Annotated in this window: 28 protein-coding genes (1 of these 28 running past the window's edge); 10 read left to right on the top strand and 18 right to left on the bottom strand. The window is 64.2% G+C overall.

Annotation, left to right across the window (positions count from 1 at the left end; all coding sequences use genetic code 11):
• Both JVX91_RS08435 and JVX91_RS08430 read left to right on the top strand, forming a co-directional pair.
• Window positions 1-1,021, top strand: partial view of a peptidoglycan DD-metalloendopeptidase family protein gene (locus tag JVX91_RS08435; RefSeq protein WP_205339963.1) — the 3' portion only. Its footprint begins 332 nt before the window's first position; 1,021 of the gene's 1,353 nt are visible here — the last part of the coding sequence; the start codon falls outside the window, past its left edge; it ends in the stop codon at window positions 1,019-1,021.
• 3 nt (window positions 1,022-1,024) lie between these two features.
• A complete protein-coding gene (locus tag JVX91_RS08430; protein WP_205338857.1) occupies window positions 1,025-2,116 on the top strand; it encodes an anhydro-N-acetylmuramic acid kinase in 1,092 nt (363 codons plus the stop codon).
• 57 nt (window positions 2,117-2,173) lie between these two features.
• On the opposite strand, the gene erpA is transcribed toward JVX91_RS08430, so the two are convergent.
• Together erpA and argC are read right to left on the bottom strand one after the other, a co-directional pair.
• A complete protein-coding gene (erpA, locus tag JVX91_RS08425; RefSeq protein WP_045212604.1) occupies window positions 2,174-2,524 on the bottom strand; it encodes an iron-sulfur cluster insertion protein ErpA in 351 nt (116 codons plus the stop codon).
• Window positions 2,525-2,659: 135 nt separating this feature from the next.
• Complete coding sequence (gene argC / locus JVX91_RS08420; protein WP_205338856.1) at window positions 2,660-3,694, bottom strand: N-acetyl-gamma-glutamyl-phosphate reductase; 1,035 nt, start codon at window positions 3,692-3,694, stop codon at window positions 2,660-2,662.
• A gap of 259 nt (window positions 3,695-3,953) precedes the next feature.
• Between argC and hemJ the strand changes: the two genes are divergently transcribed.
• The 4 genes from hemJ (at window position 3,954) to JVX91_RS08400 (ending at window position 7,412) form a co-directional block, all read left to right on the top strand.
• Window positions 3,954-4,379: a protoporphyrinogen oxidase HemJ gene (gene hemJ / locus JVX91_RS08415; protein WP_205338855.1), complete on the top strand. Its 426-nt coding sequence runs from the start codon at window positions 3,954-3,956 to the stop codon at window positions 4,377-4,379.
• A 19-nt stretch (window positions 4,380-4,398) separates the two neighbouring features.
• Complete coding sequence (locus tag JVX91_RS08410; protein WP_205338854.1) at window positions 4,399-5,367, top strand: nitronate monooxygenase family protein; 969 nt, start codon at window positions 4,399-4,401, stop codon at window positions 5,365-5,367.
• Window positions 5,368-5,473: 106 nt separating this feature from the next.
• The gene (locus JVX91_RS08405) at window positions 5,474-6,568 is read left to right on the top strand and encodes a DUF805 domain-containing protein (RefSeq protein ID WP_205338853.1); all 1,095 of its coding nucleotides are present in this window, start codon (window positions 5,474-5,476) and stop codon (window positions 6,566-6,568) included.
• Window positions 6,569-6,623: 55 nt separating this feature from the next.
• Window positions 6,624-7,412, top strand: a complete 789-nt coding sequence (locus JVX91_RS08400) for an SDR family oxidoreductase (RefSeq protein WP_205338852.1) — start codon at window positions 6,624-6,626, stop codon at window positions 7,410-7,412.
• A 4-nt stretch (window positions 7,413-7,416) separates the two neighbouring features.
• On the opposite strand, the gene JVX91_RS08395 is transcribed toward JVX91_RS08400, so the two are convergent.
• Complete coding sequence (locus tag JVX91_RS08395) at window positions 7,417-8,898, bottom strand: AAA family ATPase (RefSeq protein ID WP_205338851.1); 1,482 nt, start codon at window positions 8,896-8,898, stop codon at window positions 7,417-7,419.
• 93 nt (window positions 8,899-8,991) lie between these two features.
• On the opposite strand from JVX91_RS08395, the gene JVX91_RS08390 reads away from it, so the two are divergent.
• The 3 genes from JVX91_RS08390 to JVX91_RS08380 all read left to right on the top strand — a co-directional run bounded on the left by JVX91_RS08390 (window position 8,992) and on the right by JVX91_RS08380 (window position 10,969).
• Window positions 8,992-9,330, top strand: coding sequence for a histidine triad nucleotide-binding protein (locus tag JVX91_RS08390; protein WP_205338850.1), 339 nt, complete (start codon window positions 8,992-8,994; stop codon window positions 9,328-9,330).
• Between the two features lie 90 nt (window positions 9,331-9,420).
• Entirely contained in the window at window positions 9,421-10,068 is a 648-nt protein-coding gene (coq7, locus tag JVX91_RS08385) for a 2-polyprenyl-3-methyl-6-methoxy-1,4-benzoquinone monooxygenase (RefSeq protein WP_205338849.1), read from the top strand.
• A gap of 145 nt (window positions 10,069-10,213) precedes the next feature.
• Window positions 10,214-10,969 carry a carbonic anhydrase family protein gene (locus tag JVX91_RS08380; protein ID WP_205338848.1) on the top strand — a complete coding sequence of 252 codons (756 nt, stop codon included), beginning with the start codon at window positions 10,214-10,216 and terminating at the stop codon, window positions 10,967-10,969.
• Between the two features lie 58 nt (window positions 10,970-11,027).
• On the opposite strand, the gene speD is transcribed toward JVX91_RS08380, so the two are convergent.
• Window positions 11,028-11,822, bottom strand: a complete 795-nt coding sequence (gene speD, locus JVX91_RS08375) for an adenosylmethionine decarboxylase (RefSeq protein WP_138525630.1) — start codon at window positions 11,820-11,822, stop codon at window positions 11,028-11,030.
• A 226-nt stretch (window positions 11,823-12,048) separates the two neighbouring features.
• The gene (locus JVX91_RS08370) at window positions 12,049-12,471 is read right to left on the bottom strand and encodes an OsmC family protein (protein WP_015475289.1); all 423 of its coding nucleotides are present in this window, start codon (window positions 12,469-12,471) and stop codon (window positions 12,049-12,051) included.
• Between the two features lie 376 nt (window positions 12,472-12,847).
• Here JVX91_RS08370 and crp point away from each other — a divergent pair, with 376 nt between their 5' ends.
• Complete coding sequence (gene crp / locus JVX91_RS08365; protein ID WP_024763566.1) at window positions 12,848-13,495, top strand: cAMP-activated global transcriptional regulator CRP; 648 nt, start codon at window positions 12,848-12,850, stop codon at window positions 13,493-13,495.
• A 60-nt stretch (window positions 13,496-13,555) separates the two neighbouring features.
• Here the strand turns inward: crp and trpC are convergent, their stop codons facing one another.
• The 13 genes from trpC to JVX91_RS08300 form a co-directional block, all read right to left on the bottom strand.
• Window positions 13,556-14,392, bottom strand: a complete 837-nt coding sequence (gene trpC / locus JVX91_RS08360) for an indole-3-glycerol phosphate synthase TrpC (protein ID WP_205338847.1) — start codon at window positions 14,390-14,392, stop codon at window positions 13,556-13,558.
• Entirely contained in the window at window positions 14,389-15,438 is a 1,050-nt protein-coding gene (trpD, locus tag JVX91_RS08355; RefSeq protein WP_205338846.1) for an anthranilate phosphoribosyltransferase, read from the bottom strand. The genes trpC and trpD overlap by 4 nt, the downstream gene beginning before the upstream one ends.
• A complete protein-coding gene (locus JVX91_RS08350) occupies window positions 15,435-16,031 on the bottom strand; it encodes an aminodeoxychorismate/anthranilate synthase component II (RefSeq protein WP_205338845.1) in 597 nt (198 codons plus the stop codon). Before JVX91_RS08350 ends, trpD begins: the two co-directional genes overlap by 4 nt.
• Window positions 16,032-16,348: 317 nt before the next feature.
• Entirely contained in the window at window positions 16,349-16,600 is a 252-nt protein-coding gene (locus tag JVX91_RS08345; protein WP_205338844.1) for a hypothetical protein, read from the bottom strand.
• On the bottom strand, window positions 16,597-16,953 hold the full coding sequence (locus tag JVX91_RS08340; RefSeq protein ID WP_205338843.1) for a hypothetical protein: 357 nt from the start codon (window positions 16,951-16,953) through the stop codon (window positions 16,597-16,599). Before JVX91_RS08340 ends, JVX91_RS08345 begins: the two co-directional genes overlap by 4 nt.
• Window positions 16,950-17,579 carry a glycoside hydrolase family 19 protein gene (locus JVX91_RS08335; RefSeq protein ID WP_205338842.1) on the bottom strand — a complete coding sequence of 210 codons (630 nt, stop codon included), beginning with the start codon at window positions 17,577-17,579 and terminating at the stop codon, window positions 16,950-16,952. Before JVX91_RS08335 ends, JVX91_RS08340 begins: the two co-directional genes overlap by 4 nt.
• Window position 17,580: 1 nt before the next feature.
• The gene (locus JVX91_RS08330; RefSeq protein ID WP_205338841.1) at window positions 17,581-18,585 is read right to left on the bottom strand and encodes a contractile injection system protein, VgrG/Pvc8 family; all 1,005 of its coding nucleotides are present in this window, start codon (window positions 18,583-18,585) and stop codon (window positions 17,581-17,583) included.
• A gap of 55 nt (window positions 18,586-18,640) precedes the next feature.
• Entirely contained in the window at window positions 18,641-18,853 is a 213-nt protein-coding gene (locus JVX91_RS08325; protein ID WP_205338840.1) for a tail protein X, read from the bottom strand.
• Window positions 18,822-19,691 (bottom strand): phage tail protein, encoded by an 870-nt coding sequence (locus tag JVX91_RS08320; RefSeq protein WP_205338839.1) that lies wholly within the window; start codon window positions 19,689-19,691, stop codon window positions 18,822-18,824. The genes JVX91_RS08325 and JVX91_RS08320 overlap by 32 nt, the downstream gene beginning before the upstream one ends.
• Before the next feature lie 9 nt (window positions 19,692-19,700).
• Window positions 19,701-21,521 carry a hypothetical protein gene (locus JVX91_RS08315; protein ID WP_205338838.1) on the bottom strand — a complete coding sequence of 607 codons (1,821 nt, stop codon included), beginning with the start codon at window positions 21,519-21,521 and terminating at the stop codon, window positions 19,701-19,703.
• 135 nt (window positions 21,522-21,656) lie between these two features.
• Complete coding sequence (locus JVX91_RS08310; protein ID WP_205338837.1) at window positions 21,657-21,998, bottom strand: phage tail assembly protein; 342 nt, start codon at window positions 21,996-21,998, stop codon at window positions 21,657-21,659.
• Between the two features lie 11 nt (window positions 21,999-22,009).
• Entirely contained in the window at window positions 22,010-22,513 is a 504-nt protein-coding gene (locus tag JVX91_RS08305) for a phage major tail tube protein (RefSeq protein WP_205338836.1), read from the bottom strand.
• Window positions 22,514-22,525: 12 nt separating this feature from the next.
• A complete protein-coding gene (locus JVX91_RS08300; protein WP_205338835.1) occupies window positions 22,526-23,686 on the bottom strand; it encodes a phage tail sheath family protein in 1,161 nt (386 codons plus the stop codon).
• Window positions 23,687-23,982 lie beyond the last annotated feature (296 nt).

Genomic DNA, 23,982 nt, shown 5'->3' with positions numbered 1-23,982 from the left:
GCACGACATGCTTGCCGCCAATAAGGACGCCAAGCAGTTCACTCGCCTTGATGTCGGCCAGGACGTGGACTTCCTCATTGATTCCAAGGGCGAGCTGCAAGGCCTGAAGGTCAAGCGCAGCGATCTGGAGACCATCAGCCTGGCCAAATCCGCCAAGGGCTATGACTTCAAGCGCGACCTTGTGAAACCCTCGGTACACGCCAACTATGCCCACGGCCGCATCGACAGTTCGCTGTTCGTCGCTGGCCGCAATGCCGGCCTGTCGCATGACCTGATCATGTCGATGGCCAACGTGCTCGGCTACGACATCGACTTCGCCCAGGATATTCGTGAGGGCGACGAGTTCGACGTGATCTACGAGTCCCAGCAGGTAAAGGGCAAGCAGGTCGGCACCGGCAGCATCCTCGCAGTGCGCTTCGTCAACCGCGGCAAGGAATACACCGCGGTGCGCTACACCAACAAACAGGGCTACACCAGCTACCTGCGCGCCGACGGCAGCAGCATGCGCAAGGCGTTCATCCGCACCCCGGTGGACTTTGCCCGCATCAGCTCGCGCTTCTCGATAGGGCGTTTCCACCCCATCCTGAACAAGATTCGTGCACACAAGGGCGTGGACTACGCGGCGCCGATCGGCACCCCGATCAAGGCGACCGGTGACGGCAAGATCCTCGAAGCCGGCCGCAAGGGTGGCTACGGCAACGCGGTGGTCATCCAGCATGGCCAACGCTATCGCACTGTCTACGGCCACATGAGCCGCTTCGCCAAGGGCATCCGCTCCGGCGTGGCAGTGAAGCAGGGGCAGATCATCGGTTATGTCGGCATGACCGGCCTGGCCACCGGCCCACACCTGCACTACGAGTTCCAGGTCAACGGCCAGCACGTCGACCCGCTGAGCGCCAAGCTGCCCACAGCCGATCCGCTGAGCGGCCCGGAGCGCAAGCGCTTCCTGGCTCAGACTCAACCGCTGATCGCGCGCATGGACCAGGAGAAGGCAACCTTCCTGGCCCTGAACAAGCGCTAAGCCATGCCGCTCTATCTGGGAGTGATGTCCGGTACCAGTCTCGACGGGCTGGACATCGCCCTGATCGAGCAAGGCAAGCAGACCATTCTGCTTGCCTCCTATTACCTCCCCATGCCTGCGGCGCTTCGCGCTGACCTCCTGGCACTCTGCTCGTCCGGCCCTGACGAAATCGCCCGCACCGCCCTCGCGGAAAACCGCTGGGTACGTCTGGCCGCACAGGGCATCAATGAACTCCTCGCCCGCGAGAGTCTGAGCGCCAGCGCTATCCGGGCCATCGGCAGCCACGGCCAGACCATTCGCCACGAACCGCATCTGGGCTTCACCGTGCAGATCGGCAATCCGGCGCTACTCGCCGAGCTGGCCGGTATCGATGTGGTGGCCGACTTCCGTCGCCGTGACGTGGCCGCCGGAGGCCAGGGCGCTCCCCTGGTTCCCGCCTTCCACCAGGCGTTGTTCGGCAGCGATAGCCGCGAGTGCGCAATCCTCAACGTGGGCGGCTTCAGCAATGTCTCGCTCCTGAGTCCCGGCAAGCCGGTCCGCGGCTTCGATTGCGGTCCCGGCAACGTGCTGCTGGATGCCTGGATCCAGAAGCAACGCGGTGAGTCCTTTGATCGAGATGGCGCCTGGGCAGCCAGCGGCAGCGTCGACATGTCCCTGCTGCAGAGGATGCTGGCGGACGACTTCTTTGCCGCCAAAGGACCGAAAAGCACTGGCCGCGAACGATTCAACCTGAACTGGCTCGATGCGGTGCTGGCCAGCCATGGCTCGACGAAGGCTGAAGATGTGCAGGCCACCTTGCTGGAGCTGACCGCCCACAGCATTGCCCAGGCCCTGCTGGACGCTCAGCCCGGCTGCGAGGAAGTGGTGGTTTGCGGCGGCGGCGCCTTCAACGGCACGCTGATGCAGCGCTTGGCTGCCCACATGCCCGGCGCCAGCGTGATCAGCAGTATCGATCGAGGCGTGCCGCCGGAGTGGATGGAGGCCATGGCGTTTGCCTGGCTGGCCCATCGTTTCGTGGAGCGCGAGCCTGGTAACTGCCCCGAGGTCACGGCCGCCAAAGGGCCACGAATCCTTGGTGCGCTCTACCCCGCCTGACTTCGACGCACAAACAAAAACGCCGCGCATCTGCGCGGCGTTTTCGCTTCTACGGCGTCAGATCGAGAAGGACTGACCGCAGCCGCAGGTGGTCGCTGCATTCGGGTTCTTGATGACGAACCGCGAACCTTCGAGGCCCTCCTGGTAGTCCACTTCCGCACCGGCGAGGTACTGGAAGCTCATCGGATCGACCACGAGGTTGACTCCGTCGCGCTCGACGATGGTGTCGTCGTCCGCGGTGTCTTCATCGAAAGTGAAACCGTACTGGAAGCCCGAACAGCCACCGCCTGTGACGAACACCCGCAGCTTGAGGCGCGGATTGCCTTCTTCGTCGATCAGGTTCTTCACCTTGTTCGCAGCGCCTTGCGAAAACATCAGCGGAGTGGGGGTGAAGGTTTCGATGGTCATGGTGACAACTCTCCCGGCCGAAGCCGTACGTTACAACATTGCGGACTATTATCCGCTTACCCCAGAAAAACGGTCAACTAATCCGACTCATCCATTGGTCCAGATCAATCGACCGCCTTCCGGGGCAATCTTTCCTTACGGCAGCAGCGCGACGTTGGACAGCCCCAGGTGCTCGTCCAGGCCGAACAGGATGTTCATGTTCTGGATCGCCTGGCCGGATGCGCCTTTCACCAGGTTGTCGATCACCGACAGGATCACCACCAGGTCGCCGCCCTGGGGGCGGTGCACCGCGATGCGGCAGACGTTGGCGCCGCGCACGCTGCGGGTTTCCGGGTGGCTGCCGGTCGGCATCACGTCGACGAACGGCTCGTTGGCGTAACGCTCTTCATACAGCTTCTGCAGATCGACGCTGCGGTCGGCGACACGGGCATACAAGGTCGCGTGGATACCGCGGATCATCGGGGTCAGGTGCGGCACGAAGGTCAGGCCGACATCGCCCTTGGCGGCGCGACGCAGGCCCTGGCTGATTTCCGGCAGGTGACGGTGGCCCTTCACCGAGTAAGCCATCATGCTTTCGCCGGCTTCGCAGAACAGCGAGCCGACCTTGGCGCCACGACCGGCGCCGCTGACGCCGGACTTGCAGTCGGCGATCAGTTGGCTGGCGTCGGCCAGGCCGTTCTCAAGCAGCGGAATGAATCCGAGCTGGGTCGCGGTCGGGTAGCAGCCCGGTACGGCGATCAGGCGCGCGGACTTGATGGCCTCGCGGTTCACTTCCGGCAGACCGTAGACAGCCTCGGGGAGAAGATCCGGCGCGCCATGGGGCTGGCCGTACCACTTCGCCCACTCCTCAGCGTCCTGCAGGCGGAAGTCGGCGGACAGATCGATCACCCGGGTACCGGTGGCCAACAGTTCACCGGCCAGCGCATGGGCCACGCCGTGGGGGGTGGCGAAGAACACTACGTCGCACTCACCCAGGCGCTTCACGTCCGGCACGCTGAAGGCCAGGCCGTCATAGTGGCCTCGCAGGTTCGGGTACATGTCGGCAACCTTCACGCCCTCCTCGGAACGCGAGGTGATCACCTCGACGCGAGCCTGGGGATGTTGTGCCAGCAGGCGCAGCAGTTCCACGCCCGTATAACCCGTACCACCTACGATACCGACCTTGATCATCTGCCTGTCACTCCACCATTGGGGCCAAATTCAGGGGGTGACCATGATATGAGTCGCTGCCCCTGCTGAACAGTGCGAATCCGCCTGGATTGACCCTCTTGCCTGCCGCGCATCTGGCCTTTCCGATCAGGGGCGTCCGTCCGCCGTCCGATACCAATCGCCGCAGCAGGCCGATCTTTCCCACAGCAGTGCCGCCACGGGGATGACGCCATTGCACCGCGCCACTACTATCGGCTCACCGTGATTCGAGGAAGTCCCGATGCTTTACCTGTGGCTCAAAGCCTTTCACATCGTTGCCGTTGTCTGCTGGTTCGCCGGCCTGTTCTACCTGCCGCGCCTGTTCGTCTACCACGCGATGAGCGAAGACAGCGCCAGCCGCGAGCGCTTCTGCATCATGGAGCGCAAGCTGTACCGCGGCATCATGGGGCCGTCGATGATCCTCACCATCGTCCTCGGCGCCTGGATGCTCTACCTCAACCCGGCCTGGCTGACCCAGGGCTGGATGCACGCCAAGCTGACCCTGGTGGTGCTGCTGATCGGCTACCACCATGCCTGTGGCGCCATGCTCAAGCGCTTCGCCCGTGGCGAGAATGGCCGCGGCCATGTGTTCTATCGCTGGTTCAACGAAGTGCCGGTGCTGTTCCTGATCGCCATCGTGATCCTGGTGGTCGTCAAACCCTTCTGATCCCGACAAGGAGACTGTCATGTCCCTGCCCGCCCTGCTCGACCGCCGTCTGCGTATCCCCCTGGTGGCGGCACCGATGTTCCTGGTCTCCAACCCGCAACTGGTACTGGCCTGCTGCAAGAGCGGCATCGTCGGCAGCTTCCCGGCCCTGAACCAACGCGAGAGCAGTGGCTTCAAGGCTTGGCTGGAAGAAATCGAGGCAGGCCTGGCAGCTGATCCGCAGGCAGCGCCCTACGCGGTCAACCTGATCGTTCACAACACCAACCCGCGCCTGCAGGCGGACCTGAAGCTCTGCGTCGAGCACAAGGTGCCCATCGTGATCACCAGCCTGGGCGCGGTGCGCGAGGTAGTCGACGCGGTCCACAGCTATGGCGGCCTGGTCTTCCATGACGTCACCACCCGTCGCCATGCCGAGAAGGCCGCCGAGGCGGGTGTCGATGGCCTGATTGCGGTCGCCGCCGGCGCCGGTGGCCATGCCGGCACCTGGAGTCCGTTTGCACTGATCGCGGAGATCCGTCAGTTCTTCGACAAGACCCTGCTGCTGGCCGGCTGCATCAATCACGGCCACGAGATTCTCGCCGCCCAAGTGCTGGGCGCTGACCTGGCATACCTCGGCACCCGCTTCATCGCCACCCGCGAGAGCGCCGCCTCCGAAGACTACAAACACATGCTGCTGGGCGCACAGGCTGCAGATATCATCCACACCCCTGCCGTGTCCGGCGTGCCCGCCAGCTTCATGCGCCAGAGCCTGGAAGCGGCCGGTTTCGACCTGCAGCGACTGAACGACAAGGGCGCGCTCAACTATGGTGAGAAGCTCAAGCCGGTGAGCGACGAGGCCAAGGCCTGGAAGACCGTGTGGTCCGCCGGTCAGGGCGTGGGCGACATCCGCGACCTGCCGACAGTGGGCGAACTCATCGCGCGCCTGGATCACGAGTACCGCCAGGCGCTGACCCGCAGCGCAGGCCTGTCGAACCAGTTGCTGGTCTGACCTGCGACACCGCTCACCGATATACCCGCCGGGGCCGCTTGTTGGCCCCCGGCGGCCCGATTACGCTGTATCGACTCCACCATAGCCAGCCGACAAGGATGCCCCGATGGACCAAACCCGCTTCAAGATCGTCTTCGACGGCGCGCTGATGCCGCAAACGCCGCTGGACACGGCGAAAGAAAACCTTGCCCGCCTGTTCAAGAGCGATGCCTCGAAGATCGACGCACTGTTCAGCGGCCAGCCCGTGGTGCTCAAGCGCGACCTGTCCGGCGACGAGGCCGACAAGTACCTGCGCGCACTTCATGGAGCCGGCGCCAATGCGCGCAAGGAAGCCGACGTCTCCGCCGGCCTGAGCCTGCTGGAAACCGAAGACCACCCCAGCGAAGCTACCCTCGCGGCTCGCGCCGCCGGTGAGGCCGCCAGTAACGAGCGCATGACCTGCCCCAAATGCGGTCACGAGCAGGCTTCCTCCATCGAGTGCAGCGCCTGCGGCATCGTCATTGAAAAATACCTGGCCCGCCAGGCAGAACTCGCGGCCAATCCGCAACCAGCTCCGGCCGTGGCTGCCGCGCCCGGCGGCTCGCCCTACGCGCCGCCCCAGGCTCAGGTCGGCGAGCAGTTGCCGGAATTCGGCGAGCTCAACGTCTTTACCACCGAGGGCCGGATCGGCCGGGTGCGCTACCTGGGCTGGAGCATGGCGATCATGCTCATCTCGATGCCGCTGTTCCTGATCGTCGCCGGCCTGTACGCCGTGTCCAGCACCCTGGGCATCCTGCTGGGCGTGGTCGCGCTGATCGGCTTCCTGATCGTCAGCGTGATGATCGGCGCGCAACGTCTGCATGACATCGGCTGGTCCGCCTGGCTACTGCTGCTCAACCTGGTCCCCTTTATCGGCAGCGTGTTCCCGCTGCTGATGCTGCTGATCCCCGGCACCGCCGGCGCCAACCGCTACGGCCCGCCTCCGCCGCCGAACAGCCGCGGCGTGGCCGTACTGGCTTGGACAACACTGGTCGTTCCGATCATCGGCATCCTCGCCGCCATCGCCATTCCGGCGTATCAGGGCTACGTCGAGCGAGCCCAGTCGGCGCAGTATCAGCAGGACGCGGCGCCAGCCGCCAGCGCCGCGCCGTCGGAGGAGCAGTTCAATAGCGGAGACACCGAAGGCGCCGATTCCGACGATGGCGACAGCTCCGACCAGTAATGCAACAACCCGTGGCGGGCGTGGTCGAACGCCACCCCGCCACAGAGACTCCTGAATGCCTCGTTTTGCCCTCATCACCGGCGCCTCCAGCGGCATCGGCCTGGCCCTGGCCGAAGCCCTCGCCCGCCGCGGCCAGGCGCTCATCCTCGTGGCGCGCCAGCGCGATGCGCTGGACAGCATCGCCTGTGAACTGTCGCAGCGCTTCGGGGTGGAGGTACTGTTCCGCGTCTGCGACCTGTCCGAGCCGCTGCAGATCTCCGGCCTGCTGCACGAGCTGGAACAGAGCGGGCGGCAGATCGAGCTCCTGGTGAACAACGCGGGCATCGGCACCGCTGGAGCCTTCATCGACCAGGACTGGTCCCGCGAGCAGGAACTGTTGGAACTCAACGTACTGGCCCTGGTGCGCCTGTGCCACGGCATCGGTGCGATGATGGAGCGCAGCGGCGGGGGGCGGATTCTCAACGTCGCCTCCATGGCCGGCCTGCTCCCCGGCCCCTGGATGAGCAGCTACTACGCCAGCAAGGCCTTCGTGCTCAGCTTCTCCGAAGGGCTGCGCGAAGAACTGAGGAGCCGCGGCATCAAGGTTTCCGTCCTGTGCCCGGGACCGACCCGAACCGCGTTCTACCGAAATGCCGGCATGCGCCTGGGCAAGCTCGACAGCGGCAAGCACCTGCTGTCCGCCGAAGAAGTCGCCTTCCTCACCGTAAAGGCCCTGCGCCGTGCGCCGGCGATCATCATTCCGGGCTGGCGCAATCGGCTGTTCGCCTGCGGCGTGCGCCTGATGCCGCGCTGGGTCATGCGCAAACTGGCAGGCCGCATCAACCGCCTGGCGCTCGCCGGCTGAGCGCTCAGTCGGCTCGCACCGTGCGACCATCGGCCCAGCTGCGCAACGCAGCCAGCTCTTCCGCCATCACCACCGAAAGTGGCGCGGTGCGGCGGATTTCTTCCAGCAACAGCGACTGATCCACCGACTTCTGCCGCGCCTGCGCGGCATAGAAGGTGCCGACGACCGCTTGTTCGATCTCCGCTCCGGAAAATCCGTCCGTTGCATCCGCCAATGCCGGCAGGTCGAACTGGCCCGCATCGAGTTCGCGGCGAACCAGGTGGATACGGAAGATCTCCATGCGCACCGTCGCGTCGGGCAGGTCGACGAAGAACAACTCGTCGAATCGCCCCTTGCGCACCAGCTCCGGCGGCAGGCGCTCGATGGCGTTGGCCGTGGCCACCATGAACACCGGTGCCTTCCGCTCGGCCATCCAGGTCAGCAGGGTGGCCAGGACACGCTGGCTGACGCCGTTATCCTGGTCACCGGTCGCCACCCCTTTCTCGATCTCGTCCGCCCACAACACGCAGGGCGCCATGCTGTCGGCCAGGCGCAACGCCTCGCGCAGGTTGCGCTCGGTCTCGCCGAAATACTTGTTGTACAGGCTGCCGAAGTCCAGGCGCAGCAGCGGCAGTCCCCAGAGGCCGGCAATGGCCTTGGCCGCCAGGCTCTTACCGCCGCCCTGCACGCCGACCAGCAGCACACCCTTGGGCAGATCCTTGTCCTTGCCCTCCGTGAAGGCGCCCTGCCGCTCGCCCAGCCAGCGTTTCAGATTGGCTAGGCCGCCCACTTCGGCGAAGCGCGCGGTGTCATGCTCGAAACTCAACACGCCGTCGAGATTGAGCAACTCGAACTTGGTGCGATTGAGTTCCGGCAGGTCTTCCTGGGTGATCGCGCCGTCATTGCAGATCACGCTGCGCGCCAGCAGGCGAGCTTCGCCGTGGGTCAATCCGCGCAGGTTCTTCACCACCTGGCGCAAGGTGCGGTTATCGGTACGCACGCGCGAGCCGCGATTCCGCTCGCTCCAGCGCGTTGCCTCCTCGCGGACGATGCCGACCAGCTCATCCTCGGAGGGCAGCGAAAGAGAGAAGCGGGCAGCGAAACGCTGGACTTCCGCCGGCAGCTTCAGCGCGTGGGAAACCAGCACCACGGTGGGACGGAAGTTGCCCTCGGCCATGGCGATTTCCTTGAGCAGGCGCACCGCGCGAGGGTTGTCCAGCAGATAGGGATGCAGGTCGCACAGCACGTACAGATTCGGCTGCGGGTCGGCCTTGATCAGCCGCAGGGCGGTTTCCGCCTCACGGCTGTCGTCCCCTCCCTGCGCTTCGCCGCCGAACCCGAGGCGCTGCAGGCCTTCGGTCGCTGACCACAACTGCAGGTTCAGCCCGCGGCGCACCGCCAGGCCCGTCAGGGTCTCCAGGACGCGGGGCTCGTCCCAGGATTCGATGACGATCAGCTTGACCCTGGAATCGAGCACCAGGCCCAGGTCATGGATATCGTTCTGCACGCTGGCTCCTTGCGTTGACCGGCCCGGAACTGGGCGCGGAAGGCGACGGCCGTTAAACTCCTGCTCCTAACCACATGGCCGGAGGAATGTTTCGTGGACTGTCTGTTCTGCAAGATCGTCGCCGGGGAAATCCCCGCGCGCAAGCTCTATGAAGATGACCAGGTGATCGCCTTCCACGACATCGGCCCACAGGCGCCGGTGCACTTCCTGGTAATCCCGAAGAAGCACATCGCCACCCTCAACGACCTGACCGAAGCCGACAAATCGCTGGTCGGCCATGTCGTCTTCACCGCCCAGCGCCTGGCCAAGGAAGAAGGCTGCGATGACGGTTTCCGCGTGGTGATGAACTGCAACGACCTGGGCGGCCAGACCGTGCACCATATCCACATGCATGTGCTCGGTCAGCGCCAGATGCACTGGCCGCCGGGCTGATCGTCGGCAGGACCCTGCGCGCACCACGGCAAGACCTGTCATCCGCCATCCGGTAAACTGCCAGGCGAATGTTCCTTCCGGAGGTGCGCCATGTCCGCCGACCGTCACTACTCCCCCGCCGACCGCTTCCTGCTGCAGGCCGATGCCGCGCTGCGGACCCTGCTGCCGTTCAGTGGTCATCCGGGCCGTCCGTCCCCTGCCATCGTCCAGCCGGATGCCGAGCTCAGCGAAACCGACGCCCGTCATGTCGCCGGCCTGATGCGTATCAACCATACCGGAGAGGTCTGCGCCCAGGCGCTGTACCAGGGCCAGGCCCTGACCGCCAAGCTGCCGAAAGTGCGCAAGGCCATGGAAGAAGCCGCCGACGAGGAAGTCGACCATCTCGCCTGGTGCGAACAGCGCATCCGCGAGCTGGGCAGCCGCCCGAGCGTGCTCAATCCGATCTTCTACGGTCTGTCGTTCGGCGTTGGCGCTGCTGCCGGTCTGATCAGCGACCGCGTCAGCCTGGGCTTCGTCGCCGCCACCGAAGACCAGGTGTGCAAGCACCTGGACGAACACCTGGCGGAAATCCCCGCCGAAGACCAGAAGTCCCGCGCCATCCTCGAGCAGATGCGCGAGGACGAGGAGCACCACGCCACCAGCGCCATCGAGGCCGGCGGCCTGCGCTTCCCGGCGCCGGTGAAGTTCGGCATGACCCTGCTGTCCAAGGTGATGACCAAGTCCACCTACCGGATCTGATCTCCCCCGACCGGGGCGATGGCAGTGCGTCGCCCCGGATCTTTTCTCTTCAGCACTGGAAATATTCCCAACCTTTACCTTCCGCCTTCCACGCCGCAATCGCGCCGTGGATGCTGCTCCGGCTGTTCACCCAACCGGAGTTTCCATGCGCTTGCTTACCCGTTTTTCCGTTGTGTTCGCCCCGCTCTGCCTTGCCCTTTCCACCGCCCACGCCAGCGACGCTCACTGGACGTACAGCGGCGACCAGGGCCCGGCGCACTGGGGAGAGCTGGGCAGCGCGCTATGCGCCAGCGGCCACGAACAATCGCCGATCGATGTGGAGAAGTCCCAGATCCAGCCGCAGAAGGTCGACACCTCGGAACTGAAGCTCCATTACGGCAAGGTCCCGCTCAAGCTGATCAATAACGGCCACACCATCCAGGCCAGCGCCGCCGAAGGCGACACGTTGACCTACAAGGGCACCGAGTACCGCCTGCTGCAATTCCACTTCCACAACCCCAGCGAGCATCAGCTCGGTCACCAGTCCTATCCCATGGAGATGCACCTGGTGAACCAGGACAAGGAAGGCCACCTTCTGGTCCTCGGACTGATGATCAAGGAGGGACGTGCGAACAAGGAGCTGGCACAACTGTGGAAGCATCTACCAGCCAAGGAGGGTCAGGAGGTGCAACTCGCCGCCGGGCTGGCGCCGAACCTGGCCAAGCTGGTTCCAGCGGCAAGCCACCACCTGTTCTACCATGGTTCCCTCACCACTCCGCCATGTACCGAAGGCGTGCAGTGGGTGTTGTTCGAGAAACCCATTGAGATGTCGAAGCAGCAGATCAGCCAGTTCCACCAGCTGTTCCCGGATAACCATCGCCCGACGCAATCGGCGACCGGGCGCGAAGTGGACGAGGACTGAACGAACCGAAACGAAAAAGGGCGCCCACTGGGCGCCCTTTCTGCATGCAACCGGGAGATCAGCGCGGCATGTTGCGCGCGTAGAAGATCTCCAGCATCTCGTGGCGCACGCGCTCTTCCACCTGCTTGCGCTGCTCGGGCGACAGGTTGCGGGTCGCGTCGCCGAACAGGTAATTGTCCAGGTCGAACTCCTTGAGCAGCATCTTGGTGTGGAACAGGTTCTCCTGGTACACGTTCACGTCGGTCATCTGGTAGGCCTCGTACGTGTCATCGGAGAGATAGTTCTGGATCGAGTTGATCTCGTGGTCGATGAAGTGCTTCTTGCCTTCCACGTCGCGGGTAAAGCCGCGCACGCGGTAATCCACGGTGACGATGTCCGAATCGAACTGGTGGATCAGGTAGTTGAGCGCCTTGAGCGGCGAGATGACGCCGCAGGTCGACACATCGATATCCACACGGAAGGTCGCGATGCCTTCCACCGGATGGATCTCCGGATAGGTGTGCACGGTGATATGGCTCTTGTCGAGGTGCGCCAGGATGGTTTCCGGTAGCGGCCCCGGGGATTCCTCGATCTGGCTGTCGGTCGGGGTGACCGGTTGCTCGGAGATCAGGATGGTCACGCTGGCGCCTTGCGGATCGTAATCCTGACGGGCGATGTTCAGGATGTTTGCGCCAATGATGTCGACAACATCGGTGAGGATCTGCGTGAGTCGTTCAGCATCGTACTCTTCGTCGATGTACTGCACGTAGGCCTGCTGGTCTTCAGGCGTCTCGGCATAGCAGATGTCATAGATGTTGAAGCTCAAGGTCTTCGTCAGGTTGTTGAACCCGTGGAGCTTGAGTTTGCTTTTCACCGTGGGATAACTCTCATCAAATGCGGCTCTGCCGCGTGGTTGAGCATGCCCGTCAGATGCGTACGGCGGCACCTGCGTAGGACGGTTTACACCTCTTCGCGATGGCGATTGTGGTTGCTTGGTTTCGGGCGGGATGGCCCTGAAAAAAGGTGGCGCATTATGCAGAGGTCAGTCGACCTCTGCCAGAGTTTGCGCACCCTTGATGATGAAAGGATGAAGGTGGCTGTCAGCCCAGTTCCACGATCTCGTAGTCGTGGGTGATCTCGACGCCGGCACGGCCGAGCATGATCGAGGCGGAGCAATACTTCTCGGCCGACAACTCGACTGCACGCTTGACCTGCGCTTCCTTCAGACCACGGCCCTTGACCACGAAATGCACGTGGATCTTGGTGAACACCTTCGGGTCTTCGTCGGCACGCTCGGCTTCAAGGAAGGCTTCGCAGCTTTCCACCGGCTGGCGGCCTTTCTTCAGGATGCTGACAACGTCGAAGTTGGTGCAACCGCCCAGGCCGAGCAGGAGCATCTCCATCGGACGCACGCCCAGGTTACGGCCACCGGCATCCGGCGGACCGTCCATCACCACGACGTGGCCGCTGCCGGATTCACCGAGGAACATGGCCTCGCCAGCCCACTGAATTCGCGCTTTCATTGCAAAGGACTCCGCCGAGAAAAAAGGGGCGACAGCTTAACACAGCGCCTTCGCGGGCCCAGCAGCGCCAGCGGCTGTTAGCCAGGTCTCATTTCCACACGGCAAGTATGCATTTATGACTTAAGCTGACGCCAGTTTACTGGCACACTCTCGGAAATTGCCCGAACGAATGTTCCAGCTTTCCGATTGTTGGTAACACGTCGTCTGTTAAGCTCTTGCCGGTTTACGCACAGGTAAGAGCGCTTTTGATGGGCAATCTTGCCGCCCTGGGGATCGAGGGGGATCGAGCCAGGGACGCACGGCACTACAGCTGTACATAAAAATCATTAGACGCCTGTTGTGCAAAGGCCACTCTTATACTTTCCGGGACTCGGGCATGGTAGCTATTACCCTCACACCCAAAATCAAGAACCTCGACAAGCTGCTCGCGCACTGTCACCGCCGCCGCTTCACCGCCAAGAGCACCATCATCTACGCTGGCGACCGCTGCGAAAGCCTGTTCTTCATCATCAAGGGCTCTGTGACCGTCCTGATCGAAGATGACGACGGTCGCGAGATGATCATCGGTTATCTCAACACAGGTGACTTCTTCGGGGAGATGGGACTCTTCGAGAAAGAAGGCAGCACCGGCCAGGAGCGCAGTGCCTGGATTCGCGCCAAGACCGAATGCGAAGTCGCCGAGATCAGCTACGCGAAATTCCGCGAACTGAGCCAGCAGGATCCGGAGATTCTCTTCACCCTGGGCAGCCAGATGGCCGATCGCCTGCGCAAGACCACGCGCAAGGTTGGCGACCTGGCCTTCCTCGATGTCACCGGCCGCGTTGCCCGCACTCTGCTGGACCTGTGCCAGCAGCCGGACGCCATGACTCACCCGGACGGCATGCAGATCAAGATCACCCGCCAGGAAATCGGCCGCATCGTCGGCTGCTCCCGCGAGATGGTCGGCCGCGTGCTCAAGAGCCTGGAGGAACAAGGCCTGGTGCATGTGAAAGGCAAGACCATGGTGGTCTTCGGCACCCGCTGAAGCGCCCCCAGAAAGCAAAAAAGCCGGCAATCGCCGGCTTTTTTGTGTCTGCAGGAAAAGTCAGTCCGGATCGGCGCCCAGCTTGACCTTGCTGCGCTCGGGGAAGAACAGGCGCTTGAGTTCGGTGCCCGGCTCTTCGGCACGCATGAAGGCTTCACCGACCAAGAAGCCGAACACGTCGCTGACTTCCATCAGCTCGACATCGGCGCGATTGAGGATGCCGCTCTCGGTGATCACCATGCGCTCGCGCGGAATTTCCGGCAGCAGGTCGAGGGTGGTCTCCAGGCTCACTTCGAAGGTGTGCAGGTTGCGGTTGTTGATGCCGACCAGCGGGGTGTCCAAGGTCTTCAGCGCGCGCTCCAGTTCCACCGCGTCGTGCACTTCCACTAGCACGTCGAGGCCGACGTCCTTGGCCACCGAGGCCAGTTCGGCCATGCGCACGTCGTCCAGCGCGGAGACGATCAGCAGGATGCAGTCGGCGCCGATGGCACGTGCTTCCACCACCTGGTACGGGTCGATCAGGAAATCCTTGCGGATCACCGGCAGCTTGCAGGCGGCGCGGGCTTCCTTGAGATACGCATCGCTGCCAAGGAAGAAATCGATATCGGTCAGCACGGAGAGGCAGGCGGCGCCGCCCTCCTCATAACTGCGGGCGATGTCGGCGGGGTCGAAGTTCTCGCGCAGGATGCCCTTGCTCGGCGACGCTTTCTTCACCTCGGCGATGACCGCTGGCTCGCGGCGCTTGGCGCGCTCCAGCAGCGCGTTGGCGAATCCGCGCGGTGCGTCCGCGGCACGCGCCAGCTGTTCCAGCTCGGCGATGCTCACGCGGGTGCGGCGATCGGCGACTTCTTCGGCCTTGCGGGCCAGGATCTTCTGCAGAACCGTCGGCACACTCACTGTGCGTTCTCCTCTCGGTAAACGGCGGTGAAGGCCGCCAGTTCTTCCATTTTTTCCCGCGCCAGCCCGGTGTGCAGGGCGTCGTGGGCCAATTGCATGCCTTCATGCAGGCTGGTCGCCAGGTCGGCTGCGTAGAGCGCCGCGCCGGCATTGAGCACGATCAGCTCGGCGGCCTTCTGCCCGGCCTCGGTCTTGCGACGGCCCAGGGCGTCACGGATCAGCTCCAGCGATTGCTGCGGGCTGTCGACAGTCAGGCCGATCAGGCTCTGGCTCTTGATGCCGAAGTCTTCGGGCTGCACCTCGTACTCGGTGACCACGCCGTCCCTCAGTTCGGCCACGTGGGTCGGTGCCGCAAGGCTGAACTCATCCAGGCCGTCGCGGGAATGCACCACCAGGATGTGTTCACTGCCCAGGCGTTTGAGCACCTCGGCCAGCGGACGGCACAGCGCCTGGCTGAACACGCCGACCACCTGGTGCTTCACACCGGCCGGGTTGGTCAGCGGGCCGAGCATGTTGAACAGGGTGCGCAGGCCCAGCTCGCGGCGTGGCGCGGCGGCATGCTTCATGGCCTTGTGATGGACCTGGGCGAACATGAAGCCGACACCGACAGTCTCGATGCAGCGTTTCACCTGGACCGGTTTGAGGTCCAGGTAGATGCCGGCAGCTTCCAGCAGGTCGGCGCTGCCGCTCTTGCCGGAGACGGCGCGGTTACCGTGCTTGGCGACCTTGCCGCCCGCCGCGGCAACCACGAAGGCTGCCGCCGAGGACACGTTGAAGATGTTCGCGCCGTCGCCACCGGTGCCGACCACGTCGACCACGTGCTTGAGGCTGTCCAGTTCGACCTGGTCGGCCAGCTCGCGCATCACCGCGACGGCGCCGACGATCTCGTCGATGGTCTCGCTCTTCATGCGCATGCCCATGAGGAAGGCGCCGATCTGCGCGTCGGTGCACTGCCCGGTCATGATCTCGCGCATGACGTCCTGCATTTCCTCGGTGGAGAGGTCCAGCTGGTTGACCACGCGGTTGAGGGCTTCCTTGATGTTCATGCGCGCACCCCACCGGTCTGCTGGAGGAAGTTGGCCAGCATTTCGTGGCCCTGTTCGGAGAGGATCGACTCGGGGTGGAACTGCACGCCCTCGACGTTCAGCGTCTTGTGGCGCAGGCCCATGATCTCGTCGATCGAGCCGTCTTCCAGCGCCGTCCAGGCGGTGATCTCCAGGCAATCGGGAAGCGTCTCGCGCTTGACCACCAGGGAATGGTAGCGAGTCTGGGTCAGCGGGTTGTTCAGGCCGGCGAACACGCCCTGGTCCTTGTGGAACACCGGGCTGACCTTGCCGTGCATGACCTGGCGGGCCCGCACCACGTCACCGCCGAAGGCCTGGCCGATGGACTGATGGCCCAGGCACACACCCAGCAGCGGTAGCTTGCCGGCGAAGCGCTCGATGACTGCCAGGGATACGCCCGCCTCGTTCGGCGTGCACGGGCCGGGGGACAGGACGATGCGCTCGGGGTTGAGCGCGGCGATCTCGTCGACGCTCAGCTCGTCATTGCGAATGACGTGGATGTCGGCCTTCAACTCGGCGAAGTACTGCACCAGGTTGTAGGTGAAGGAATCGTAGTTATCGATCATCAGCAGCATGTCTGCTCAAACCTCATGATTGCACTGCTTTCGGATCGCGCCATCGTCGACACCCGATGCGGCCCTGCGGGCTACGCGAATCTGGCAATTATGCCAGCGGATGGGAGAAATGGACGCGTAAGAAGAGACCGGCGCTATGCCGGGAAAGAAGGAATCAGGCGCGCCAGCGCCAACGGGCGAATGCCTTGAGGAGGGAGGTGATGATGCGGGTGCGGTGGATCACGGTTGCGGTCTCGCCTAGCGATGGCCGAACAGTAGCCCAAGGCCGGGCGCCAGCGCAATACGCGCGGCGCCCCTGCCGACGAAGGCGGGACGGTTCAGCCGCACGCATCGAGGGCGGCACGCAGGCGGGTTTCGTAGGCCAGGTGTTGCTGTCGCTCGGCCAGCAGGGCTCGCACCTTGGTCTGCAGGTCATCCACGGGTCGCAGGTCGGCGGTGGCGAATTGCGGGGCTTCGACAGCCGGCGCCAGGCAGGGTACTGGGATGGGGATGCGGATTTCCATGAGCTTCGGTGAGGTCGTGGCGCAGCCGGCGATCAATGCCGGGAGGACGAGCATCAGCGCTTTCATCGCATCAGCTCCCGGTCGATCAGTTGACGAACCACGGCGCACTCATCGCCCTCGCTGCGCTCCAACAACAGCCGGCGGGCAGCGGTTTCATGGCTCTGCGCCTGTTTTCGAGCCTGGTCCAAGGCGTGGTCGGCAGCGACGGTACGCAGGCGGGCAGCCTGTTCCAGCGCCTCGACCTGAGCGTTCTGCTGGGCCAGTTCCGACGCCAACGCCTTGCCGGCGTCGCGGCAGCGAGCCTGCTCCTGGCGCAGGCTCTCCAGCTGCCCGCCATAGAATCCCGCCGCCAGCCACCCGCCCAGGATGCCGCCGAACAGGAAGCCAGCAAGGCCCAGCGCCAGCCAGAAGCGATTCATGCCAGCACCTCCTGTGCGCGCCGCCACAGCCGAACACGCGCCTCCAGGCCATTCAACCCGCCATTGATGCGCCGGGTGATGTCCTCGAAGCACGCCGTATCGGCCAGTTCGTTGAGCCCGTTGCGCTGCCACCACCAGGCGGCAGACCGGCACGCCCAGCGCGGTTCAGCCAGCAACTGCGGCCGGGCAACGAAGGGCTGCGCGAGTCCTTCTCCGACAGAGCGGTAATTGCTGCGTCCGGTCACTTGCAGCAGACCGCGCCCTCGAAAGCGCCAGCCATCGCCGGACGCCTCATCGCCATTGCCGTTGCGCCCGGCGTAGACGAGGTTGGCGATGCGCTCCGGCTGGTACGCCACCTCCCGCGCCAGCGCCGTGGGAGAGCCGTCGGCACTGCGGAAGCGCCGAGGCCAAACGGCAGCCAACCGCTGGGCGCTATAGGTCAGGTTTTCCACACAACTGGTCAGCTGGGTGCTTTCATGGCCGACCTGGGCAATGAAGGCGGCAATGCGCAGCGGTGTGTCGATGCCGAATTCGCGCATGGCAACATCGAGCGCCGACAAAAAATCGCCCGCGACCGGGCGGGCGTTGGGCAGGATCAGCAGGAGCTGGCGTTCATCGATGAGCATCTCAGCCGCCCTCCCCCGCCTGCGCCTTGCCATCGTTGCCGCCATTGCACAGCACACGGGTGGTCCAGCCGTTCGCGTCGTAGTGCTGGGTAACGGTATCGACCAGGTAAACGCCATCGACCCCCGCCTTGAAGCCGCTCAGCTCGACGCGGCACTCGGCGAACAGATCAGTGCGGCCAGGCAGTTGCAGGCGAACGCCAGCGGTCTGCCGGTTGAAGTCCGCCAGGCGCGATTTGGCCAGTTGTTGCGCCGCTGCTTCGTTGGCCTGGACATGGCGTTCGACGTACTCGGCCAGCACCTTCCTGGGCGCGTGCTGGTTGGTTTCCGTCACCAGTTTCAGTGTCCCGTCGGCCCCCTGGTAAGGCACGACCACCTTCGCGACGACCTTGCGATCATCTAGGGTGAAGCTGAAGGAGCTGACGTCCTCGCGCTTGAGTAGCACGGAGTCCAGCGACTGCCCCGATGCGCTGCGGCCAGCCTGACGCGGCATGACCAGCAGCTTCAGATCGGCGATCTTTGCCGTGCAGTCGTACTGCCGCGCCAGCCGGGTAATGAAGTGATAGTCAGACTCGTTGATCTGGTCCGCGCGGACGATCCGCGTCTTCACCTCGCACTGGGCTTTCCAGCCGTTGCGGGCGGCGATGCGCTCGACGATCTCCGCCAGCGTCACGTTCTCCCAGCTGTCACTGCGTATGGACTTTGCGAGGTTGCGCGAGTCCGCAGACTTGGCCTTGATCACCAGGGTGTCCGGCGCACCGCTGAAGGTGATGGTGTCAACCTTGTAGCGCCCCATCGGGGCCACACCCGTTTCCCCGTAGCCCAGGTACAACGCCAGCTCTGCGCCACGCCGAGGCAATGCCACGGTGCCGGCGCGGTCGTCGAGAGTGAGCGAAAGCGTGTCCGATTCCAGGCCATGCTTGTCGGTCACTTCCAGCTCGAGCACGCGGTCGTTGACCTGTGCCGTGATGTCGCGCCCATCGGCGACGATGCGAAAGACAGGTTTCATGGGTCACCCGAATAAAAAAGCCCCGCTTGCGCGGGGCCTGGATGGAACAGCCGAATCAATCCCACAAGCGGACCTGCGGGTTGTCCGGCGCCGCCAGCTCGGGCATGCGGATCAGCACGCCCGAGCGCAGTGGTTGTGGCTCATCGGCCAGGCCAGGATTGGCATTCAACACCGCTTCCACGCAGCCCTTGAGGTGGCCGTAGCGCTGATGGCAGAGCTGATCCAATACGTCGCCATTACTGCTGCGATAGATCGTTGTCGTCGCCATAGCGGTTGAACTCCAGTTCGAAGGCTTGATTACGAGGGAGACCATTGGTGAGCAAAGAACTCTGTGTCTCGGTGACCTTGGTCAGGCACCAGGTTCCCAGGGGATCCCCGTAGCCGCTGATCAGGCTCACCGGTTTGCCGCTCAAGGCAATCTCGCGCAGCTGGTTCGGGTTCTCCCACCCCACACGCTGACCCGCGACTCGCGACAAGGCCGGCATGATCGTCGCCTTCAGCTGCAGCGTCTCCGTGCCAACGCCGACGTACTGCAGCGCCCCCCGGCGGCCCAGCCGCGCCTGCTCCTTCCAGGTGAGCTGGCTGGTGCGAATCGCCGATTCGAAGGGCACCGTGTCGATATTGAAGTAGAACTGCGTCTGCGAACCCAGCACCGTCATGACCAGCAGATGCGGCTGGGGGATCGCGCACATGAAATCACCCGGCGAGGGCTTGGGCGCCAGTACCGAGCTGGGCAGTATCGAACCCAGCGAATCACCGACCTTGCCGATGACCTTGTCCACCGCCTTCCTGGCCCGGTCCACCTGCTCGCCCAACCCCTGCATGCGTTCATCGATGCCCTTCAAGGCTCGCGCAGCGCTGTTGTAGGTGTTGACCACCTTGTTGACCTTCACCTGCGCGCGCTCGATCCCCTGCATCGCACGCTGCACCTTGCCCGCCATCTCCGGCGAAACACCCGGCAAACCTTCCAGCTCGCCGGCCGCGCCACGGATTTCACTGACGGCGCCGTTCACCGGCGCGATCACCTCGTCCAGGTCGCGGCGGCCATCCTCGGCTGCCTGGGCTAGCTGCGACAGGCCGTTCTGCATCTGTTGCCAATACGCCATACCGCCTCCTTAAACCACGGCCATGTCGAACAGCGCATCGCGCTGCCGGTCCTGAGAGAAATCCGCCAGCATCCGCCGCAAGCGCGGTAGCAGTTCGTTGGCCAGTTGATCGGGGTCGCTGACATTGCCGGCTACGTTGATGCTGATCTGCGGAGAGAACGTCCAGTTCTGCGCCTGGTCTGGGGCCAAGGCACCGCTGACAGAGCCGGGATCGCTCAATGGTGGTTGCACCGGCGTGTGCTCCGCATCGCGGGATGTGCCCGATTTTGCCGCCGCCCCGTTGTCGCCAGCGTCCTGGCCCGCCAGGGTGCCGAGGGTGGTTCCGATCAGACTGCCCATCGGGGAAAACATCAAGGCAGCGAGCAGTCCTCCACCCACGACGCCAGCAACCGAGGGGCCCACCGTCGGAGAGTCTGCCGGAGCACCAACGGCCCCGCCCACAGCGCGCCAACGATCAAGCAACGACTCGTTGGGAGAGACAGGGCTGATCTGAACAAGCGTCTGGTGCTGCAGAGTCTGGCTCAGAGCCTGCCCCAGTGATGGCAGGCGCCCTGTCGCCGAGGCATTGGGCGACGGCTTCTCGCCCGCCAGCCGCTCCCGAAAATAATCGATAAAGGCTCCAGGAGATCGCAGCGGACCGAGGTCCAGGGAACGAATGCCCTGCGCTTGTTTTTCGTAGCCCAACCCCGCAGCAAAGTCGGCAACCATGTCCTGTGCCAGACCGAACTGAAGCGTTGCCAGAGCCATCCGCGCGCCATCCAGAGAGGCTGCCCGAGTCAAACCTGTGGCAACGCCCGTGGCCGCTGGCAACCCCGCATCCATTGCCCTCAGGCTAACGCTCCCGCCGGCCTGGAGCATGCCGCCCAGGGCATTCTCCGCAGCATTACGCCGCCCCTGCACGGTATTGCGTCGAGCATCGACTGAGCTCTGCAATTCCACGCCAGGATCGACCAGCATCTGCTCGGGACGCTGCAGAACCTGCTTCCAGGAACGTGCGTCCTGATCGGCGTCCAATCGGCGGACCAACTGCTCGACGGACACGCCTTCCTGCCGGGCGCGCCAGGAGATCACACCCAGGCCGCGCTCCACTTCCGCCGCATCGCCGCTGCCCTGCTGCTGGATATTCGTGACAAGGCCCACCACAGCTTCAGATGTCAGCGCCTTGCCGTACTGAAGCTTTGTCGCCGCGGGCAGATATTGCAGGCTCCTCTCAAGCGTGAGTCCGGCATTCATCATCAGTCGGACCATATCCAGCGCAGCGCTGGAATCCATGCCGCTGCCCCTGGCAGCCGCTTCGACCTGCTTCGCCACCAGGGTCTCGGATGCCTTGCCCGGCGCCAATCCTCCCCTGACGGCAATTTCCTGAATGCGCTGCTCGTACTGGAGCGCATTGCGAAGTCCGAATACCGCGGCCTCCTTGGGACCGGAGAAGGCCTCGGGAATCGCGGATTCTTTCTTGGACCACTCGTACGCGACGGGTGGCAAGGCAGTTGCGGTGCTGCCGAGCGGTCCTGCGACGGGTCGCGCCGCTACGGCTCCCGGTTGACGAAGCAGCGTGGCAATTTCTCGGAGGGCTTCAAGAGTCTGCTGAGCCAGGTCGTTCCCGCTTTGCGCCCCGTCGCGCCACGATTGATGCAGATCCAGGCTCGGCGGTGCGCCGCCTGCTCGCTCCGTGGCACGACCAGCGCGGGCACTCTCCAGGCGCAGCAAGGCATCGGCGACGGCCAGACCGAGCGAGTCCTTCAGCGTCCCGCCAAGCGACCGCCCTAATGCCTCCCCCAATTCGGGGCCGAGGACTACCGTCACCCTTGGGCTTTCACTCATATTCATTTCACTCCCCTCTGACGACAGGAGGCACCGGAGCACGGTGCCTCCTTACGGGCGAACTAGCCCGCTTCGTCCCCCAGCCACCAACGCAGGTCGCTGAGGGTCATGCGCTCCAGTTCGCCGGCCGTGAAGCCCGACTCAGCCGCCAGTCGCCGCGCCAGCTGGCGCATCCGCGCGAAGCTCATCCGCGTCCTCTCGCACCAGGCGAAAGTAGGCGTGCTGCAGGCGCTGGTAGTCGCTGAGCTTGAGCCCCTCCAGGTCCTGGCGGCTCACCTGCGCCAACGAGGCGAACAATTGCAGTTCGCGCTCCTCGTCATCGCTGGCGACCTTGCTCGCCAGGCGGATGTCGCGCACGGTCGGCGCGCGCAGGGTGAGGGCGTCGACCTCGACGCCATTGCAGGAGGTCGGGCGGGACAGCTTCACCACCGCCGCGTCGTCGGACAGGTTCAGCCACGCGGGCTGTTTGACGGAGTCTTGCATCAGGGTTCTCCTCAGACGCCCAGGTCAGCGCGCAGCGCGGCGAGCTGATCAACGCCGTTGATCTTGCGCACGGAGTTGACCGGGTCGATTTCGAACATCTCGCGGCCTTCGATTTCCAGCTTGTAGTAGGTGACCGCCACGCTGTAGGTGCAGGCAGCCAGTTCGTTGGCCTTCCACTCGCCCTGATCGACTTCCTTGAGCAGGCCGCGCACGGTGGCGACCACCGGCACGGTGCCGCCCTTCTGGGTCTTGAACGAGCCGCGGAAGGTGCCGTTGAAGGAACCCTGGTCGCTCAGGCCGAAGAACTTCATCGCCTCGCGGCGCGCGCCGTTGGTGGTGAACTTGGCTTCCATCGCCTCCAGGCCCATGTCGAGCAGGACCGGTGCATCCATGCCGCCGGCACGGTACTCCTGGGTCTTGACCTTGAGGGCCGGCAGGGTGAGGGACGGTACGTCACCGGCAAAGCTGACGCCGTCGACGAAGAGGTTGGTGTTGGTGAGGATCTGCGGAATCATCTGGGGTTCTCCTTAAGCTGCGTCCAGGACTTCGGTGAGCCACTGATCGGTCACCTCGACGCGGAAGTTGGGGTTCTCGGCAGGCGGTACGTCGGTGAAGCGGATGTTCCAGTACACCTTGCCCTGGGCCAGTTGGCTGGCGGTGTTGAGTTCCGGGTCGGCGTAGACCTCGAAGTCGATCACCGCGCCCTGGTTCTTCAAGTCGCGCATGAAGGCCTGCAGGCCCTCGGTGACGTCCTTCACGTAGGTCTTGGTGATGCCCCGGTCGACCGCCCACTTGTGCCCGGCGAGGATCGCGTCCATCACCATGTCCATGGTCCGCACGCGGGTCACGAAGGCCCACTTGGCGTCGCTGGAGAGGGTGCGATTGCCCCACAGGCGATAGCCGTCGTCGCGGATGATGGTGGTGATGTTGGCGTTGTTGAGCAGGTTGGCGCGGCAGGTCTCGTCGCCGTCGAGGAACTCGATCGGGCGGCCGGTGCCGGTGATGCCGAGCAGCTCCTTGTTCGACGGCGAGGACCAGAAGCCGTACTGGCTGTCGGTCCAGGCGAACAGCGCGGCAGCGTTGGCGGATGCCGGTGCGCCAACAGTGGCGCTACTGGTGGTGTCCCAGTACTGCACACCCGGATCGACCAGGTAGATGCGCTTGCTGCCGAACTCTTCGGCGTAGGCGATTGCTGCCTCGTCGGTGGTGTTCGGGCCGTCGACAATGGCGATGGCGCGCAGCTTCTCGGCCAGAGCGCCCATGGCAGTAGCCACGGCCTGGGTGGCGGAGTGCTTCGGCGCGATCAGCAGGCGCGGTTGGGCATTGAAGCGCGACTTGCCATCGAGCAGCGCCTGCAGGCCGGTACGCTGGCCGGCCTCGGTGACGGTGCCGATGATCGCGGAAGTCAGCTGTGCCGCATCCTCGATCTTGGCCACGCCCACCGCCACGACCACCGCGGCGGACTGGGTGAAGATGGCGGTGCAGGACTTGTAGATCGCCGACGCGGTACCGAAGGCGGCGGCCGCTTCACGCAGGCTGGTGAGCAGCACCGGCACATCGGCCTGGGCGGTCAGCTTGCTATCGGGGGTGAAGGTATCCACCAGGCCGATGATCGAGGACGACGGCAGCGCAATGGTGCGCGCACCGACGTCGACATTGGTCACGGTGACGCCGTGAAAGAAGCTCATAGGGTTTTCTCCAGACATAAAAAAACCGCCGGGAGGCGGTTGGCTTTAGGACGTTCAGCAGGTCGAAAGGACATCGTGCTGATGTGGCGAGCCTTTCTCTTACGTGCCCCGTCGTAAGGGCAGTGCAGACAGGCTCATGGAACGAAACTGCAGTTGATCGTAAGCAACTGTCAGAAAGCAGCTTCAGACGCTACCAAGTATCTGGTAGTCGATGCGCAAGGCACCGTTTGGGAAGGTTTTGAAGCAGATGTCCACGTATGAACCGGTAACCACGTTGGGAGATGCCTGAATTCCCG

This window comes from Pseudomonas sp. PDNC002 (assembly GCF_016919445.1).
Taxonomy (GTDB): Bacteria; Pseudomonadota; Gammaproteobacteria; order Pseudomonadales; family Pseudomonadaceae; genus Pseudomonas.
Note: the sequence above shows the minus strand (reverse complement) of the source record. Positions and strands in the feature narration are given on the sequence as shown.

Excerpts from the sequence above, each read along its gene's own strand:
- JVX91_RS08430 (WP_205338857.1), top strand. The coding sequence starts at position 1,025 with ATGCCGCTCTATCTGGGAGTGATGTCCGGTACCAGTCTCGACGGGCTG.
- erpA (WP_045212604.1), bottom strand. The coding sequence starts at position 2,524 with ATGACCATCGAAACCTTCACCCCCACTCCGCTGATGTTTTCGCAAGGC.
- argC (WP_205338856.1), bottom strand. The coding sequence starts at position 3,694 with ATGATCAAGGTCGGTATCGTAGGTGGTACGGGTTATACGGGCGTGGAA.
- hemJ (WP_205338855.1), top strand. The coding sequence starts at position 3,954 with ATGCTTTACCTGTGGCTCAAAGCCTTTCACATCGTTGCCGTTGTCTGC.
- JVX91_RS08410 (WP_205338854.1), top strand. The coding sequence starts at position 4,399 with ATGTCCCTGCCCGCCCTGCTCGACCGCCGTCTGCGTATCCCCCTGGTG.
- JVX91_RS08405 (WP_205338853.1), top strand. The coding sequence starts at position 5,474 with ATGGACCAAACCCGCTTCAAGATCGTCTTCGACGGCGCGCTGATGCCG.
- JVX91_RS08400 (WP_205338852.1), top strand. The coding sequence starts at position 6,624 with ATGCCTCGTTTTGCCCTCATCACCGGCGCCTCCAGCGGCATCGGCCTG.
- coq7 (WP_205338849.1), top strand. The coding sequence starts at position 9,421 with ATGTCCGCCGACCGTCACTACTCCCCCGCCGACCGCTTCCTGCTGCAG.
- JVX91_RS08380 (WP_205338848.1), top strand. The coding sequence starts at position 10,214 with ATGCGCTTGCTTACCCGTTTTTCCGTTGTGTTCGCCCCGCTCTGCCTT.
- JVX91_RS08370 (WP_015475289.1), bottom strand. The coding sequence starts at position 12,471 with ATGAAAGCGCGAATTCAGTGGGCTGGCGAGGCCATGTTCCTCGGTGAA.
- crp (WP_024763566.1), top strand. The coding sequence starts at position 12,848 with ATGGTAGCTATTACCCTCACACCCAAAATCAAGAACCTCGACAAGCTG.
- trpD (WP_205338846.1), bottom strand. The coding sequence starts at position 15,438 with ATGAACATCAAGGAAGCCCTCAACCGCGTGGTCAACCAGCTGGACCTC.
- JVX91_RS08350 (WP_205338845.1), bottom strand. The coding sequence starts at position 16,031 with ATGCTGCTGATGATCGATAACTACGATTCCTTCACCTACAACCTGGTG.
- JVX91_RS08345 (WP_205338844.1), bottom strand. The coding sequence starts at position 16,600 with ATGAAAGCGCTGATGCTCGTCCTCCCGGCATTGATCGCCGGCTGCGCC.
- JVX91_RS08340 (WP_205338843.1), bottom strand. The coding sequence starts at position 16,953 with ATGAATCGCTTCTGGCTGGCGCTGGGCCTTGCTGGCTTCCTGTTCGGC.
- JVX91_RS08335 (WP_205338842.1), bottom strand. The coding sequence starts at position 17,579 with ATGCTCATCGATGAACGCCAGCTCCTGCTGATCCTGCCCAACGCCCGC.
- JVX91_RS08330 (WP_205338841.1), bottom strand. The coding sequence starts at position 18,585 with ATGAAACCTGTCTTTCGCATCGTCGCCGATGGGCGCGACATCACGGCA.
- JVX91_RS08325 (WP_205338840.1), bottom strand. The coding sequence starts at position 18,853 with ATGGCGACGACAACGATCTATCGCAGCAGTAATGGCGACGTATTGGAT.
- JVX91_RS08320 (WP_205338839.1), bottom strand. The coding sequence starts at position 19,691 with ATGGCGTATTGGCAACAGATGCAGAACGGCCTGTCGCAGCTAGCCCAG.
- JVX91_RS08315 (WP_205338838.1), bottom strand. The coding sequence starts at position 21,521 with ATGAATATGAGTGAAAGCCCAAGGGTGACGGTAGTCCTCGGCCCCGAA.
- JVX91_RS08310 (WP_205338837.1), bottom strand. The coding sequence starts at position 21,998 with ATGCAAGACTCCGTCAAACAGCCCGCGTGGCTGAACCTGTCCGACGAC.
- JVX91_RS08305 (WP_205338836.1), bottom strand. The coding sequence starts at position 22,513 with ATGATTCCGCAGATCCTCACCAACACCAACCTCTTCGTCGACGGCGTC.
- JVX91_RS08300 (WP_205338835.1), bottom strand. The coding sequence starts at position 23,686 with ATGAGCTTCTTTCACGGCGTCACCGTGACCAATGTCGACGTCGGTGCG.